Raw genomic sequence first — 14,768 nt, forward strand, 5'->3', positions numbered from 1 at the left:
CATGGCGGAGAACAAGCCGCTGAAGGCCCACGACCTCCGGCCTGCCCCGGGCGCCAAGACCGCCAAGACCCGTGTGGGTCGTGGTGAGGCGTCCAAGGGTAAGACCGCTGGTCGTGGTACCAAGGGCACGAAGGCCCGTTACCAGGTTCCGGAGCGCTTCGAGGGTGGCCAGATGCCCCTCCACATGCGTCTCCCGAAGCTCAAGGGCTTCAAGAACCCGTTCCGCACCGAGTACCAGGTCGTGAACCTGGACAAGCTCGCGGTGCTCTACCCCGAGGGTGGAGAGGTCACCGTGGCAGACCTGGTCGCCAAGGGTGCGGTGCGCAACAACCACCTCGTCAAGGTCCTCGGACAGGGCGAGATCTCCGTGGCGCTGCAGGTTTCGGTTGACGCCGTCTCCGGCTCCGCCAAGGAGAAGATTGCCGCCGCCGGCGGCACCGTCACTGAGCTCGTCTGAGACAACTCGGACAACTCGATGGCCTGAACATCCGACCGGGGATGCCTCTTATTTGGGGCATCCCCGGTCGGTCGTTCCTAGGGGGGCATGGTCGCCGGTAAGGTGGCCAGCACTGTTGCTGTGGTAACCCCTGGGCACACGCCCGGGGAATCTTTGACTGTTACGTATTCGTCGATCCTCAAGACCGTCACCTCTCGCTCTGCGCGGGGGTCGCAGGAGGCACCGTGCTCACCGCGTTCGCCCGGGCGTTCAAGACGCCCGACCTGCGCAAGAAGCTGCTCTTCACGCTCGGCATCATCGTGCTCTACCGGCTCGGGGCACACATCCCGGTACCGGGAGTGAGCTACGAGAACGTCCAGACCTGTGTTGACCAGGCAAGCAAGGGCAACAACAGCCTCTTCGGCCTGGTGAACATGTTCAGCGGTGGTGCACTGCTGCAGATCACGATCTTCGCGCTCGGCATCATGCCGTACATCACGGCCAGCATCATTCTTCAGCTGCTGACCGTGGTCATTCCCCGACTCGAGGCGCTCAAGAAGGAGGGGCAGTCCGGCCAGGCCAAGATCACGCAGTACACGCGTTATCTGACCGTCGCGCTCGCCATCCTCCAGGGCACCGGCCTGGTGGCCACCGCCACCAGTGGCGCACTGTTCAGCGGCTGCCCGGTCGCCGACCAGATCGTCCCGAACCACTCCATCTTCACGACCATCGTCATGGTGGTCACGATGACCGCAGGCACCGCCGCCGTCATGTGGCTCGGTGAGCTCATCACCGACCGCGGCATCGGCAACGGCATGTCGATCCTGATGTTCATCTCGATCGCCGCCAGCTTCCCCGGCGCCCTGTGGGCCATCAAGCAGAGCGGCAAGCTGGCCGACGGCTGGATCGAGTTCGGAACCGTCATCCTGGTCGGCTTCGTGATGGTGGCCCTCGTCGTCTTCGTCGAGCAGGCCCAGCGCCGGATTCCGGTGCAGTACGCGAAGCGCATGATCGGCCGCAGGTCCTACGGCGGTACGTCCACGTACATCCCGCTGAAGGTGAATCAGGCGGGTGTGATTCCCGTCATCTTCGCTTCTTCGCTGCTCTACATCCCGGCCCTGATCGTCCAGTTCTCCAACTCCACGGCGGGCTGGGCCACATGGATCAAGGACCACTTCGTCAAGGGCGACCACCCGTACTACATCACGGCGTACTTCCTGTTGATCGTGTTCTTCGCCTTCTTCTATGTGGCGATTTCGTTCAACCCCGAGGAAGTCGCCGACAACATGAAGAAGTATGGTGGCTTCATCCCGGGTATCCGGGCTGGTCGACCTACTGCCGAGTACCTGAGCTACGTGCTCAACAGGATTACTTGGCCGGGCTCGCTGTACCTGGGTCTGATCGCTCTGGTGCCGACGATGGCGTTGGCAGGCTTCGGTGGCGCTAACCAGAACTTCCCGTTCGGCGGGACGAGCATCCTCATCATCGTGGGTGTGGGTCTGGAGACCGTGAAGCAGATTGAGAGTCAGCTCCAGCAGCGCAATTACGAAGGGTTCCTCCGCTGATGCGAATCGTCCTCGTCGGGCCGCCCGGTGCCGGCAAGGGAACGCAGGCTGCGTACCTTGCCAAGAACCTGTCGATTCCGCAGATCTCCACGGGCGACCTCTTCCGCGCCAACATCAGCCAGGGCACTGACCTTGGCAAGCAGGCCCGCGCCTACATGGACGCAGGCCAGCTGGTGCCGGACGAGGTCACCATCGGGATGGCCAAGGACCGCATGGCTCAGCCGGACGCCGCGAGCGGTTTCCTGCTCGACGGCTTCCCCCGCAACGTGGGACAGGCCGAGGCTCTTGACGCGATGCTCAAGGAGCAGGGCACCAAGCTGGACGCGGTTCTGGACCTGGAGGTCCCCGAGGACGAGGTGGTCAAGCGCATTGCCGGCCGCCGCATCTGCCGGAACGACGGTGCGCACGTCTTCCACGTCACGTACAACCCGCCGAAGACCGAGGGTGTCTGCGACACCTGCGGCGGCGAGCTGTACCAGCGCGACGACGACACGGAGGAGACGGTCCGCACCCGGCTCGAGGTCTACCACTCGCAGACCGAGCCGATCATCGACCACTACCGGTCCCAGGGCCTGGTGGTCACGATCTCCGCGCTCGGCAAGGTCACGGACGTGACCGAGCGGGCGATGGAGGCCCTCAATAAGTCCGTCGAGGACTGAGGAAACACCCGTAGTACTTGTACAGACGGCCGCGGCGTCCTTGGGCGCCGCGGCCGGCTCTGTTTGCGCCGTATCGTGGAGTACGCCGCAGCACCCGTCACCCTCCGATACCCGTCCGATGCAGAGAGGCGCCGCGCAATGGTGCAGATCAAGACCCCTGAGCAGATCGCGAAAATGCGTGAGGCAGGGCTGGTGGTCGCGGCCATTCACGCGGCGACGCGGGAAGCGGCGGTGCCCGGTGCCACCACCCAGGACCTGGACCAGGTCGCGCGCAAGGTGATTGCCGACAACGGTGCGAAGTCGAACTTCCTCGGGTACGGCGGGTTTCCCGCCACGATCTGCACGTCGGTCAACGAGGTCGTCGTCCACGGCATCCCGGACGACAAGACCGTCCTCAAGGACGGCGACATCATCTCCATCGACGCCGGCGCGATCGTGGACGGCTGGCACGGCGATGCCGCGTACACCGCGTTCGTCGGCACCGGTCACGCTCCGGAGCTCATCGAGCTGTCCCGGGTGACCGAGGAGTCCATGTGGGCCGGGATCGCCGCGATGAAGGTGAACAACCGGCTGGTCGACGTCTCGAAGGCGATCGAGTCCTACATCCGTCGCCAGCCCCGCCCGGCCACGGGCAAGTACGGGATCATCGAGGACTACGGCGGCCACGGCATCGGCACCGAGATGCACATGGACCCGCACCTGCTGAACTATGTCGCGCGCAAGCGTGGCAAGGGCATCAAGCTCGTGCCCGGCGTCTGCCTGGCGATCGAGCCGATGGTCTCGCTCGGTACGGCGCAGACCGAGGTGCTCCAGGACGACTGGACGGTCATCACGACGGACGGCACCTGGTCCTCCCACTGGGAGCACTCGATCGCCCTCACCGAGCAGGGCCCCCTGGTCCTGACGGCTCCCGACTGCGGCCGCGCGAAGCTCGCGCAGTACGGCATCGAGGCGGCCCCGGACCCGCTGGGCTGATCACTTACCCGACGGACGGAGTCCGGCGCAGCCGGCCGAAGCTTGTGAGGTGCCCCGGCGCCGAGCCCGCGAGGGCTGCGTGAGGGAGGAGTCGGCATCGAGGCGGCGCCGGACCCGCTGGGCTGAGAACGGCCCTCCGGGCAGGTCTAAGGATCTACTCCGGTGGGCAAACTTGACGGATTCGTCTTTTGGGGTCCGCTGACGTAGACTGACTCGTCGGCTCTCGTGCATCCGTGTGTCCACATACGGGGCAGAGGGTCGATCAAGGTAGCCGATTCGAAAGGCGAAGCGTGGCCAAGAAGCAAGGTGCCATCGAAATTGAGGGCACCGTGATCGAGTCCCTCCCGAACGCCATGTTCAAGGTGGAACTCCAGAACGGTCACAAGGTCCTCGCGCACATCTCCGGCAAGATGCGGATGCACTACATCCGAATCCTCCCGGACGACCGGGTCGTGGTGGAGCTCTCTCCGTACGACCTGACGCGTGGCCGGATCGTCTACCGATACAAGTAGATCTTGCCCACGCCCTGCTTCGGCAGAGTGGTGGCACTGACCCGGAGAACCTGACATCCCATGAAGGTCAAGCCGAGCGTCAAGAAGATCTGCGACAAGTGCAAGGTGATCCGCCGTCACGGTCGGGTCATGGTCATCTGCGACAACCTGCGCCACAAGCAGCGCCAGGGCTGACGCACGACCCCCTGCATCTCGCAGTACTTCGCGCGACGCACGTCATACGTACATACGCAGAGCCCGTCCAAGCCACGGCTGACGACACCTCCGGCGGGGGCCGGGGACCCGGACGTACCATCTCTCCTTCCACGGAGCGGTCGGCGGCCGGGAGTGGCACTGCGGAAGACCCCCGAAATAACAACTGGAGCCATTGAATGGCACGCGTTTCAGGTGTTGACATCCCGCGCGAAAAGCGCGTGGAGGTTGCCCTCACCTACGTCTTCGGTATCGGGCGCACCCGGTCCAAGGAGATCCTCGCCACCACCGGCGTGAACCCGAACACCCGCGTTCGTGACCTGGCCGAAGAGGACCTGGTCAAGATCCGCGAGTACGTGGACGCCAACCTCCGCACCGAGGGTGACCTTCGCCGCGAGATCCAGGGCGACATCCGCCGCAAGATCGAGATCGGCTGCTACCAGGGCATCCGCCACCGTCGTGGTCTGCCGGTCCACGGCCAGCGCACCAGCACGAACGCCCGTACCCGCAAGGGTCCGCGTCGCGCGATCGCCGGTAAGAAGAAGCCGGGCAAGAAGTAGTCCTCAGCGGACGCACTGCGGCAGTCCGGATCCCCGGATCGTCGCAGCATCCAGCGGTCTTCGCTGTAGGACCGATCACCTCCCCTCTCCATCTGGAGTCAAGACATGCCCCCCAAGGGTCGTCAGGGCGCAGCCAAGAAGGTGCGTCGCAAGGAAAAGAAGAACGTCGCTCACGGCCACGCGCACATCAAGAGCACGTTCAACAACACGATCGTCTCGATCACGGACCCCGCGGGCAACGTGATCTCCTGGGCCTCCGCCGGCCACGTCGGCTTCAAGGGCTCGCGCAAGTCCACCCCCTTCGCGGCGCAGATGGCCGCCGAGTCGGCCGCCCGCCGCGCGCAGGAGCACGGCATGCGCAAGGTGGACGTCTTCGTCAAGGGTCCGGGCTCCGGCCGCGAGACCGCGATCCGCTCCCTCCAGGCCACGGGCCTCGAGGTCGGTTCGATCCAGGACGTCACTCCCACTCCGCACAACGGATGCCGGCCGCCCAAGCGCCGTCGCGTCTGACGCACTGAAGCAACGGAGACAACTGGAAAATGGCGCGATACACCGGGGCCGACTGCAAGCGTTGCCGTCGGGAGAAGCAGAAGCTGTTCCTTAAGGGCAGCAAGTGCGAGAGCGCGAAGTGCCCGATCGAGATCCGTCCTTACCCCCCGGGTGAGCATGGACGCGGGCGCACCAAGGACAGCGAGTACCTTCTTCAGCTTCGTGAGAAGCAGAAGTGCTCGCGGATCTACGGTGTCCTCGAAAAGCAGTTCGTGAACTACTACAAGGAAGCGAACCAGAAGTCCGGCAAGACCGGTGAGAACCTTCTGCGCATCCTTGAGACCCGCCTCGACAACGTGGTCTACCGGGCCGGCTTCGCCAAGTCCCGCGACCACGCCCGTCAGCTGGTGCGTCACGGACACATCGCCGTGAACGGCACGAAGACCGACATTCCGTCGGCCCGCGTCGCCGCGAACGACGTCATCGAGGTCCGCCAGAAGTCCAAGGCCCTGACCCCCTTCCAGGTGGCCCAGGCCGAGGCCGGCGAGCGCACCGTTCCGGCGTGGCTCGAAGCCGTGCCGTCGACGATGCGGATCCTCGTGCACTCCCTGCCCGAGCGCCAGGTGATCGATACCCAGGTGCAGGAGCAGCTGATCGTCGAGCTCTACTCCAAGTAGAAGAGCTCGTGGGTCCGGGCGGTACGGCGCTTTCGGGTCGTGCCGCCCGTACTCTTGTCAGTATCTGGGGGCGTCAAATAGTGGGCGCCCACGACTGAAGGATCGCAGCATGCTTATCGCTCAGCGTCCCTCGCTGACCGAAGAGGTCGTTGACGAGTTCCGCTCCCGGTTCGTGATCGAGCCGCTGGAGCCGGGCTTCGGCTACACCCTCGGTAACTCTCTCCGTCGCACGCTCCTCTCCTCGATCCCCGGCGCTGCTGTCACCAGCATCCGGATCGACGGTGTCCTGCACGAGTTCACCACCGTGCCGGGCGTCAAGGAGGACGTCACCGACCTCATCCTCAACATCAAGCAGCTGGTCGTCTCCTCGGAGCACGACGAGCCGGTCGTGATGTACCTGCGCAAGCAGGGCCCCGGCCTGGTCACCGCTGCTGACATCGCCCCGCCGGCCGGTGTCGAGGTCCACAACCCGGACCTGGTCCTGGCCACGCTGAACAGCAAGGGCAAGCTGGAGATGGAGCTGACCGTCGAGCGCGGTCGCGGCTACGTCTCCGCCGTCCAGAACAAGCAGGCGGGCCAGGAGATCGGCCGTATTCCGGTCGACTCCATCTACTCGCCGGTGCTCAAGGTCACGTACAAGGTCGAGGCGACCCGTGTCGAGCAGCGCACCGACTTCGACAAGCTGATCGTCGACGTCGAGACCAAGCAGGCCATGCGTCCCCGTGACGCCATGGCCTCGGCCGGTAAGACCCTGGTCGAGCTGTTCGGTCTGGCGCGCGAGCTCAACATCGACGCCGAGGGCATCGACATGGGCCCGTCCCCGACGGACGCCGCGCTCGCCGCCGATCTGGCGCTGCCGATCGAGGAGCTCGAGCTCACGGTCCGTTCGTACAACTGCCTCAAGCGTGAGGGCATCCACTCCGTGGGTGAGCTCGTGGCTCGTTCCGAGGCCGACCTGCTCGACATCCGCAACTTCGGTGCGAAGTCGATCGACGAGGTCAAGGCGAAGCTGGCCGGTATGGGCCTGGCGCTCAAGGACAGCCCGCCCGGATTCGACCCGACCGCGGCTGCGGACGCGTTCGGCGCCGATGACGACGCGGATGCCGGGTTCGTCGAGACCGAGCAGTACTAGTACGCCTCCGGCTGGGGTACTCGGGTTTTGCCGGGTGCCCCGGACCGGGGTGAGGCTTTGTCCTCAATCGCCGGACGGGCTTGAATTCCGGGCTCGTGCGTGAAGCTCTGTCCTCAGTCGCCGGGCGGGCTCGCACAGCCTGTCCGGCCCATGATCTTCCGTGAGGCGGCCGCTTCACGGGAACTGACACCGGTACCTCGTACGGCCGGTGCAGCACACAAGGAGATACACCATGCCGCGTCCCGCAAAGGGTGCCCGTCTGGGCGGCAGCGCCGCGCACGAGCGTCTGCTTCTCGCGAACCTCGCGAAGTCGCTGTTCGAGCACGGCCGCATCACGACGACCGAGGCCAAGGCCCGCCGCCTGCGTCCGGTCGCCGAGCGTCTGATCACCAAGGCGAAGAAGGGCGACATCCACAACCGTCGCCTGGTTCTGCAGACGATCACGGACAAGGGCATCGTGCACACGCTCTTCACCGAGATCGCCCCGCGCTACGAGAACCGCCCCGGTGGTTACACGCGCATCACCAAGATCGGCAACCGTCGTGGCGACAACGCCCCGATGGCCGTCATCGAACTGGTCGAGGCGCTGACCGTGGCGCAGCAGGCCACCGGTGAGGCCGAGGCCGCGACGAAGCGTGCGGTCAAGGAAGACTCCCTCAAGAAGGACGCGGCCCCGGCCGAGTCCGCCGAGGTCGTCGAGGACGCCGCTCCGGCGGAGGAGTCCAAGGACGCCTGAGCGTTCTGAGACCACTGGACGGGCCCGCACCACCCTTCGGGGCGGTGCCGGGCCCGTTCTGTTTGTTCAGGCCTGAGAGGATCGTTCAGTGAGTGACGAAGCAGAGCCCGGGTTCGTGCGGGTGCGGCTGGACCTTGCGTACGACGGCAAGGATTTTTCCGGCTGGGCGAAGCAGACCGCGCGGCGCACGGTGCAGGGGGAGATCGAGGACGCGCTGCGGACCGTGACGCGGTCCCCGCGGACGTACGACCTGACGGTCGCCGGGCGCACCGACGCCGGGGTGCACGCCCGTGGCCAGGTCGCGCATGTCGATCTGCCGGCCGAGGTGTGGGCCGAGCACGGCGAGCTGCTGCTGCGGCGGATGGCCGGGCGGATGGCACCCGACGTACGGATCTGGCGGGTGGCCGAGGCCCCGGCGGGGTTCAACGCGCGCTTCTCCGCGCTGTGGCGGCGTTACGCGTACCGGATCTCCGACCGGCCCGGTGGCGCCGACCCGCTGACCCGTGGTCATGTGCTCTGGCACGACCGTCCGTTGGATGCGGACGCGATGAACGCGGCGTCGGACCGGATGCTCGGGGAGCACGACTTTGCCGCGTACTGCAAGAAGCGCGAGGGCGCGACGACCATCCGTGCGCTGCAGAAGCTGAGTTGGGTACGGGACGCGGAGTCCGGGGTCATCACGGGGACCGTGCAGGCCGACGCCTTCTGCCACAACATGGTGCGTGCGCTGGTGGGGGCGATGCTGTTCGTGGGCGACGGGCGCCGCCCCGACCCGTGGCCGGCCCAGGTGCTGGCGGCCGGGGTGCGGGATCCCGGAGTGCATGTGGTGCGGCCGCACGGGCTGACGCTGGAGGAAGTCGCCTACCCGGCCGACGAATTGCTTGCCGTGCGCAACAAGGAGTCCCGCAATGTGCGGTCGCTGCCGGGGCGCGAGTGCTGCTGAGCCCCGGGGGCGGGGTCGGCCGCGGGCGGCAGCACGGATTGCGGCGGTCGCAATGTGCCGTACGCCTGCACGGGGCGAGAGTCTTCCTGCTGTCGACGCACGACGTCGCGGATCTCGCCGAGGAGGCGGACCACGTCACTGTGATGCGCCAGGGGTCCGTCCTGCGTCACGGGACCACGGACACCTTCCTCGCACTCACTCCGCCCGGCACGGTTGTCGGCAGAGCAGCGGAAGGGGCGTACACGGCCCTGCTGAGGAGCCGCGGGGTGTCGGCCTGACCCCGCGGTCCCCGCGGGCAGCGAGGATTCAGCCGTTCGGTGCGGTGGCCGCGGCGGAGGCCTGGACCTCGCCTCGGTGGCGTATCTGACGGAACGTGAAGTTGCGTAGGTCGTCGCCGACGGTGAAGACGTTCTTGTCGGCCTTGGTGACGTTCTTGCCGTTCGTGAAGCCGCCGATGGTGAAGTAGGCGTAGCGGCCGTACCAGTTGGTCGTACGGCGGCAGATCGAACCGCCGCGGCAGAACGTCTGCACACCCGCGCCGCTCAGCGACGCCAGGCCGCCGGAGGCCTGTTGTGCCGACTTCTTCGCCTGTGCCTCCGTCTCGAAGACCGCGACACCGACGGTCACGGCGACCCCTGCCCTGCTGTACGTGGCGCGGATGACCTGGTCGCAGCCGTTGTTCACGAGGATCGAGCCGAGCGCGCCCTGCGTGGTCGCCGCGCAGTTCGTGGTGCGGTGCGTGGCGCCCTTGGCGTACACGCGGTCGCCCATCGTCAGCTTCTTGCCCGGGTAGAAGGAGTCGATGGTGAGCGGCGCCTTGTCCTTCTTCACGTCGGAGACGTAGTCCTTCGGGTCCGGCGGGGGCGGGGGCGCCACCATGGAGAAGGACGGCTCGGGCTCGGCCGAGCCGGTCGGCAGATCGGCGGGCCCCGGCAGCCGGCTCGCGTTCCTGTCGGAGCCGGTGGAGCCACCGTTGCTGTTGGTCGAGATGACGGCTGCGGCGACGATTGCCGCCACCGCGGCGGTGGCGAGCGCGCCGCCGCCGATCAGCAGCCACTTCTTACGACGGCTCCGCGCGGCGGATGCCTCGGCCAGCGCCGCCCAGTCCGGAGTCTGACTGCCCCCGGGCCCCCAGGAGGGCCCCCCTTGCCCAAAGCTCATGCGGCGAATCCTAGACGGAACGTAAACCGGTTGGGCCAGGGCTTCGCGGGCCGTGACAATGCTGTGCATGGGACATCTTGAAGCGGGCCATCTGGAGTACTACCTACCGGACGGGCGGGTGCTGCTCGGCGATGCTTCGTTCCGGGTCGCGGACGGGGCCGTCGTCGCCCTCGTCGGGGCGAACGGCGCCGGAAAGACGACGCTGCTGCGACTCCTGTCCGGGGAGCTCCAGCCGCACGGCGGCACGGTGTCGGTGAGCGGCGGGCTCGGGGTGATGCCGCAGTTCGTGGGATCGTTCCGGGACGACCGTACGGTCAGGGACTTGCTGGTCTCCGTCGCCCAGCCGCGCATCCGCGAGTCCGCGCAGGCCGTCGACAGGGCCGAGGAGCTGATTCTCACCGTCGACGACGAAGCCGCGCAGATGACGTACGCGCAGGCTCTCAGCGACTGGGCGGAGGCCCGCGGGTACGAGGCCGAGACCGTCTGGGACATGTGCACCATGGCCGCGCTCGGCGTTCCGTACGAGAAGGCGCAGTGGCGTGAGGTGCGGACGCTCAGCGGGGGTGAGCAGAAGCGGCTCGTGCTGGAGGCGCTGCTGCGCGGCCCGGACGAGGTGCTGCTGCTCGACGAACCGGACAACTATCTCGACGTCCCCGGCAAGCGGTGGCTGGAGTCGAAGCTCAAGGAGACGCGGAAGACGGTGCTCTTCGTCTCCCACGACCGGGAGCTGCTGTCGCGGGCGGCCGAGAAGATCGTCAGCGTGGAGCCCAGCCCGGCGGGCAGCGATGTGTGGGTGCACGGCGCCGGCTTCGATACGTACCACCAGGCCCGCAAGGACCGGTTCGCGCGGTTCGAGGAACTGCTGCGCCGCTGGGAGGAGGAGCACGCCCGGCTCAAGGCGCTGGTCCACCGGCTGCGGCAGCAGGCGGCGATCAGTCCCGACATGGCGTCGCGCTACCGGGCCATGCAGACCCGCTTCAAGAAGTTCGAGGACGCGGGGCCGCCGCCGGAGCCGCCGCGCGAGCAGGACATCAAGATGCGGCTGCGCGGTGGCCGGACCGGGGTACGGGCCGTGACCTGCAAGGGGCTCGAGCTGACCGGGCTGATGAAACCGTTCGACCTGGAGATCTTCTACGGGGAGCGGGTCGCCGTCCTCGGCTCGAACGGGTCGGGCAAGTCGCACTTCCTGCGGCTGCTGGCCGGGGAGCCGGTGGCGCACACGGGCGAGTGGAAGCTCGGCGCGCGGGTCGTGCCCGGGCACTTCGCGCAGACGCACGCCCATCCGGAGCTGATGGGGAACACGCTCGTCGAGATCCTGTGGACCGAGCACGCGAAGGACCGGGGCGGGGCCATGTCCGTACTGCGTCGGTACGAGCTGGAGCGGCAGGGGGACCAGCCCTTCGAGAAGCTGTCGGGCGGGCAGCAGGCACGGTTCCAGATCCTGCTGCTGGAGCTGGCGGGGACCACTGCGCTGCTGCTGGACGAGCCGACGGACAACCTGGACCTGGAGTCGGCGGAGGCGCTGCAGGACGGCCTCGAGGCGTACGACGGGACCGTGATGGCCGTCACGCACGACCGGTGGTTCGCGAAGTCGTTCGACCGCTATCTGGTGTTCGGGTCCGACGGGGTGGTGCGGGAGACCAGGGAGCCGGTGTGGGACGAGCGGCGGGTGGAGCGGGTGCGGTAAGGGGCTGCGCACGGGTGCGGGTGTGTTGCGGGGGATCCGCCCCCGGGCCCCGCTCCTCGAACGCCGCAGGGGCTGGGTTTTGGGGGCGGGCTGCGGCGCGTTTTGACCCGTGCGGGGGGACAACGGTATTCTTCTGGTTTGTTATGCGTATTGGCTTGGTCGTTCTCACGCGAGGGGCCCTTACGCCGGTTCACCGGGCCGATGACCAGCGGCAGGCACTCGGGTTGCGTCCCCGTAGCGCCGCCACGGCTGGTTCGATCGTCCGGGTGGCCTTGTCAGGACTCACTCACTGAAGAAGCGAAGGCTACGACCGTGCGTACGTACAGCCCCAAGCCCGGCGATGTGACGCGCCAGTGGCACATCATCGACGCGCAGGACATCGTCCTGGGTCGTCTGGCCACCACGGCTGCGAACCTCCTCCGAGGCAAGCACAAGGCGATTTACGCCCCCCACATGGACATGGGCGACTTCGTCATCATCATCAACGCCGAGAAGGTTCACCTCTCCGGCAACAAGAAGACCCAGAAGATGGCGTACCGCCACTCCGGGTTCCCGGGTGGTCTGCGCTCCGTGCGCTACGACGAGCTGCTCTCCAAGAACCCGGAGAAGGCCGTCGAGAAGGCCATCAAGGGCATGATCCCCAAGAACACCCTGGGCCGTCAGATGCTCTCGAAGCTCAAGGTCTACGCGGGCGACCAGCACCCGCACGCTGCTCAGCAGCCGGTCCCGTTCGAGATCACTCAGGTCGCGCAGTAGTTCCGGCCTCCCCCTAAGACATAAAGAAAGATCTGAGGAGAATCGTGGCCGAGACCACTGTTGAGAACCCCATCGAGGGCACCGAGGGCGAAGAGGTCTTCGCCGAGGTGACCACCTTCGAGTCCGAGGTTCCCGTCGAGGGCGAGTACACCAGCGAGTCGCTGGCGTCCCGCTTCGGCGACCCGCAGCCCGCCGCCGGCCTTGGCCGTCGGAAGAACGCCATTGCCCGCGTCCGGATCGTTCCGGGCACCGGCAAGTGGAAGATCAACGGTCGCACCCTTGAGGACTACTTCCCCAACAAGGTGCACCAGCAGGAAGTCAACGAGCCCTTCAAGGTGCTCGAGCTCGACAACCGCTACGACGTCATCGCCCGCATCTCGGGTGGCGGCGTCTCGGGTCAGGCCGGTGCCCTGCGCCTCGGTGTCGCCCGTGCGCTGAACGAGGCGGACGTGGACAACAACCGCGCCCCGCTGAAGAAGGCCGGATTCCTCTCCCGCGACGACCGTGCGGTCGAGCGCAAGAAGGCCGGTCTCAAGAAGGCCCGTAAGGCCCCGCAGTACAGCAAGCGCTAATCCGCCTGCTCACCTGCTTTACACGTTCGCCCCGGCGGCACTTCTCGTGCCTCCGGGGCGTTCGTCTATGGACGCCCTCTGGCGTATAACGGCATGAGACGTTCATAGGTCCGCCCTGGCCGGCATCACTCCTCGCGCTGTCATGCGTCTCGCCTTGCGTCTTGCCCTGAGTCGTTTTGACTTGTCGTGGCTTGTTTTGTTTTTTTGCGGTTCGGTTTCGGAGCATCTTCGGAGGACACCAGTGGGACGACTCTTCGGCACGGACGGTGTGCGCGGTGTCGCCAATGCGGATCTGACGGCCGAGCTCGCGCTCGGTCTGTCGGTCGCTGCGGCGCATGTGCTTGCTGAGGCGGGCATCACCGGCGGAGGGCGGCGGCCGACAGCCGTGGTGGGCCGTGACCCCCGCGCGTCCGGAGAGTTCCTGGAGGCCGCTGTGGTGGCCGGTCTGGCGAGCGCCGGCGTGGACGTCCTGCGCGTCGGTGTGCTGCCCACCCCCGCGGTGGCGTACCTCACCGGCGCGCTGGGCGCCGACCTCGGCGTGATGCTCTCCGCTAGCCACAACGCCATGCCGGACAACGGGGTCAAGTTCATCGCCCGTGGTGGTCACAAGCTCTCCGACGAGCTCGAGGACCGGATCGAGACGCTGTACGAGCAGCACCGCACCGGTGCGCCGTGGGAGCGTCCGACCGGCGCCGGTGTGGGCCGTGTCACGGAGTACGCCGAGGGCTTCGACCGGTACGTGGCGCACCTCGTCGCGGTCCTGCCGAACCGGCTCGACGGGCTGAAGGTCGTCCTCGACGAGGCGCACGGCGCGGCCGCCAGGGTCTCGCCCGAGGCCTTCGCACGGGCGGGCGCCGAGGTGATCACGATCGGTGCCGCCCCGAACGGTCTGAACATCAACGACGGCTGCGGCTCCACCCATCTGGACCTGCTGAAGGCTGCCGTCGTCGAGCACGGCGCCGACTTCGGTATCGCGCACGACGGCGACGCCGACCGCTGCCTCGCCGTGGACGCCGCGGGCGAGGAGGTCGACGGCGACCAGATCCTGGCCGTGCTCGCCCTCGCCATGCGCGAGGCCGGACAGCTGCGCAAGGACACCGTGGTCGGCACGGTCATGTCCAACCTCGGCTTCAAGATCGCCATGGAGCGGGAGGGCATCCACCTCGTCCAGACCGCCGTGGGCGACCGTTACGTACTGGAGTCGATGAAGGCCGAGGGCTTCGCGCTGGGCGGCGAGCAGTCCGGCCATGTCATCGTTCTCGACCACGCCACGACCGGTGACGGCACGCTGACCGGCCTGCTGCTGGCGGCCCGGGTCGTCGCCACCGGGCGTACGCTCGCCGAGCTCGCCGGGGTCATGCAGCGGCTCCCGCAGATCCTGATCAACGTCCCGGACGTCGACAAGTCCCGCGTCGAGACGTCGGCGGAGCTGGCGGCCGCGGTCGACGAGGCGGAGCGCGAGCTGGGTGACACCGGCCGCGTACTGCTGCGCCAGTCGGGCACCGAGCCGCTGGTGCGGGTCATGGTCGAGGCAGCCGACATCGAGCAGGCGCGGTCGGTGGCCGGACGGCTGGCCGATGTGGTGAAGTCCGCGCTCGGGTAGCGCGTCGTCCTGCTGTTCCAGAACGCCGGAGGGGCCCGACGCACGCGTCGTCGACAACGGCTCCACCGACGGATCGGCGGACCTCGCCCGCACCCTCGGGGCGACCGTCGTGC

General features: G+C 67.3%; 18 protein-coding genes and 1 pseudogene. 18 read left to right on the forward strand and 1 reads right to left on the reverse strand.

The genetic code is table 11. The annotated features are described in order from the left end of the window. Position 1 precedes the first annotated feature (1 nt). From rplO to ABZV38_RS27560, 13 genes are all read left to right on the forward strand, one after another. Positions 2-457, forward strand: coding sequence for a 50S ribosomal protein L15 (gene rplO, locus ABZV38_RS27500; RefSeq protein WP_356331124.1), 456 nt, complete (start codon positions 2-4; stop codon positions 455-457). A gap of 224 nt (positions 458-681) precedes the next feature. Further along, on the forward strand, positions 682-2,001 hold the full coding sequence (gene secY / locus ABZV38_RS27505) for a preprotein translocase subunit SecY (RefSeq protein ID WP_030914158.1): 1,320 nt from the start codon (positions 682-684) through the stop codon (positions 1,999-2,001). Further along, positions 2,001-2,660: an adenylate kinase gene (locus ABZV38_RS27510; protein WP_356331125.1), complete on the forward strand. Its 660-nt coding sequence runs from the start codon at positions 2,001-2,003 to the stop codon at positions 2,658-2,660. The genes secY and ABZV38_RS27510 overlap by 1 nt, the downstream gene beginning before the upstream one ends. A gap of 138 nt (positions 2,661-2,798) precedes the next feature. Further along, positions 2,799-3,635, forward strand: a complete 837-nt coding sequence (gene map / locus ABZV38_RS27515) for a type I methionyl aminopeptidase (protein ID WP_356331126.1) — start codon at positions 2,799-2,801, stop codon at positions 3,633-3,635. A 290-nt stretch (positions 3,636-3,925) separates the two neighbouring features. Next, positions 3,926-4,147, forward strand: a complete 222-nt coding sequence (infA, locus tag ABZV38_RS27520) for a translation initiation factor IF-1 (RefSeq protein ID WP_003956442.1) — start codon at positions 3,926-3,928, stop codon at positions 4,145-4,147. A 60-nt stretch (positions 4,148-4,207) separates the two neighbouring features. Then, a complete protein-coding gene (gene rpmJ / locus ABZV38_RS27525) occupies positions 4,208-4,321 on the forward strand; it encodes a 50S ribosomal protein L36 (protein WP_003956441.1) in 114 nt (37 codons plus the stop codon). Between the two features lie 197 nt (positions 4,322-4,518). Next, positions 4,519-4,899: a 30S ribosomal protein S13 gene (rpsM, locus tag ABZV38_RS27530; RefSeq protein ID WP_014047799.1), complete on the forward strand. Its 381-nt coding sequence runs from the start codon at positions 4,519-4,521 to the stop codon at positions 4,897-4,899. A gap of 105 nt (positions 4,900-5,004) precedes the next feature. Then, positions 5,005-5,409: a 30S ribosomal protein S11 gene (gene rpsK, locus ABZV38_RS27535; protein WP_006376016.1), complete on the forward strand. Its 405-nt coding sequence runs from the start codon at positions 5,005-5,007 to the stop codon at positions 5,407-5,409. A gap of 29 nt (positions 5,410-5,438) precedes the next feature. Continuing rightward, complete coding sequence (gene rpsD / locus ABZV38_RS27540) at positions 5,439-6,065, forward strand: 30S ribosomal protein S4 (RefSeq protein WP_030914174.1); 627 nt, start codon at positions 5,439-5,441, stop codon at positions 6,063-6,065. Between the two features lie 109 nt (positions 6,066-6,174). Next, complete coding sequence (locus tag ABZV38_RS27545; protein WP_030914177.1) at positions 6,175-7,197, forward strand: DNA-directed RNA polymerase subunit alpha; 1,023 nt, start codon at positions 6,175-6,177, stop codon at positions 7,195-7,197. A 232-nt stretch (positions 7,198-7,429) separates the two neighbouring features. After that, positions 7,430-7,933 carry a 50S ribosomal protein L17 gene (rplQ, locus tag ABZV38_RS27550; protein ID WP_352267911.1) on the forward strand — a complete coding sequence of 168 codons (504 nt, stop codon included), beginning with the start codon at positions 7,430-7,432 and terminating at the stop codon, positions 7,931-7,933. A gap of 88 nt (positions 7,934-8,021) precedes the next feature. Beyond that, positions 8,022-8,876, forward strand: a complete 855-nt coding sequence (gene truA, locus ABZV38_RS27555) for a tRNA pseudouridine(38-40) synthase TruA (RefSeq protein WP_356331127.1) — start codon at positions 8,022-8,024, stop codon at positions 8,874-8,876. 38 nt (positions 8,877-8,914) lie between these two features. After that, a complete protein-coding gene (locus ABZV38_RS27560) occupies positions 8,915-9,154 on the forward strand; it encodes a hypothetical protein (RefSeq protein WP_356331129.1) in 240 nt (79 codons plus the stop codon). A 28-nt stretch (positions 9,155-9,182) separates the two neighbouring features. Here ABZV38_RS27560 and ABZV38_RS27565 read toward each other — a convergent pair whose 3' ends face one another. After that, complete coding sequence (locus ABZV38_RS27565) at positions 9,183-10,037, reverse strand: hypothetical protein (RefSeq protein WP_356331130.1); 855 nt, start codon at positions 10,035-10,037, stop codon at positions 9,183-9,185. Between the two features lie 58 nt (positions 10,038-10,095). Here ABZV38_RS27565 and ABZV38_RS27570 point away from each other — a divergent pair, with 58 nt between their 5' ends. The 5 genes and pseudogenes from ABZV38_RS27570 to ABZV38_RS27590 all read left to right on the forward strand — a co-directional run. Next, a complete protein-coding gene (locus ABZV38_RS27570; protein ID WP_356331132.1) occupies positions 10,096-11,724 on the forward strand; it encodes an ATP-binding cassette domain-containing protein in 1,629 nt (542 codons plus the stop codon). A gap of 312 nt (positions 11,725-12,036) precedes the next feature. Then, positions 12,037-12,480 carry a 50S ribosomal protein L13 gene (gene rplM, locus ABZV38_RS27575; RefSeq protein ID WP_037688030.1) on the forward strand — a complete coding sequence of 148 codons (444 nt, stop codon included), beginning with the start codon at positions 12,037-12,039 and terminating at the stop codon, positions 12,478-12,480. 44 nt (positions 12,481-12,524) lie between these two features. After that, a complete protein-coding gene (gene rpsI, locus ABZV38_RS27580) occupies positions 12,525-13,052 on the forward strand; it encodes a 30S ribosomal protein S9 (protein ID WP_030979658.1) in 528 nt (175 codons plus the stop codon). Positions 13,053-13,293: 241 nt separating this feature from the next. After that, positions 13,294-14,655 carry a phosphoglucosamine mutase gene (glmM, locus tag ABZV38_RS27585; RefSeq protein WP_356331131.1) on the forward strand — a complete coding sequence of 454 codons (1,362 nt, stop codon included), beginning with the start codon at positions 13,294-13,296 and terminating at the stop codon, positions 14,653-14,655. Positions 14,656-14,674: 19 nt separating this feature from the next. Next, a pseudogene (locus tag ABZV38_RS27590) lies at positions 14,675-14,768 on the forward strand (glycosyltransferase); the annotation flags it as partial.

The sequence above is a fragment of the Streptomyces sp. NPDC005181 genome, assembly GCF_040608395.1.
Taxonomy (GTDB): Bacteria; Actinomycetota; Actinomycetes; order Streptomycetales; family Streptomycetaceae; genus Streptomyces.

Coding starts and splice junctions, on each gene's coding strand:
- rplO (WP_356331124.1), top strand. CDS start 2: ATGGCGGAGAACAAGCCGCTGAAGGCCCACGACCTCCGGCCTGCCCCG.
- ABZV38_RS27510 (WP_356331125.1), top strand. CDS start 2,001: ATGCGAATCGTCCTCGTCGGGCCGCCCGGTGCCGGCAAGGGAACGCAG.
- map (WP_356331126.1), top strand. CDS start 2,799: ATGGTGCAGATCAAGACCCCTGAGCAGATCGCGAAAATGCGTGAGGCA.
- rpmJ (WP_003956441.1), top strand. CDS start 4,208: ATGAAGGTCAAGCCGAGCGTCAAGAAGATCTGCGACAAGTGCAAGGTG.
- rpsM (WP_014047799.1), top strand. CDS start 4,519: ATGGCACGCGTTTCAGGTGTTGACATCCCGCGCGAAAAGCGCGTGGAG.
- rpsK (WP_006376016.1), top strand. CDS start 5,005: ATGCCCCCCAAGGGTCGTCAGGGCGCAGCCAAGAAGGTGCGTCGCAAG.
- rpsD (WP_030914174.1), top strand. CDS start 5,439: ATGGCGCGATACACCGGGGCCGACTGCAAGCGTTGCCGTCGGGAGAAG.
- ABZV38_RS27545 (WP_030914177.1), top strand. CDS start 6,175: ATGCTTATCGCTCAGCGTCCCTCGCTGACCGAAGAGGTCGTTGACGAG.
- rplQ (WP_352267911.1), top strand. CDS start 7,430: ATGCCGCGTCCCGCAAAGGGTGCCCGTCTGGGCGGCAGCGCCGCGCAC.
- ABZV38_RS27565 (WP_356331130.1), bottom strand. CDS start 10,037: ATGAGCTTTGGGCAAGGGGGGCCCTCCTGGGGGCCCGGGGGCAGTCAG.
- ABZV38_RS27570 (WP_356331132.1), top strand. CDS start 10,096: ATGCTGTGCATGGGACATCTTGAAGCGGGCCATCTGGAGTACTACCTA.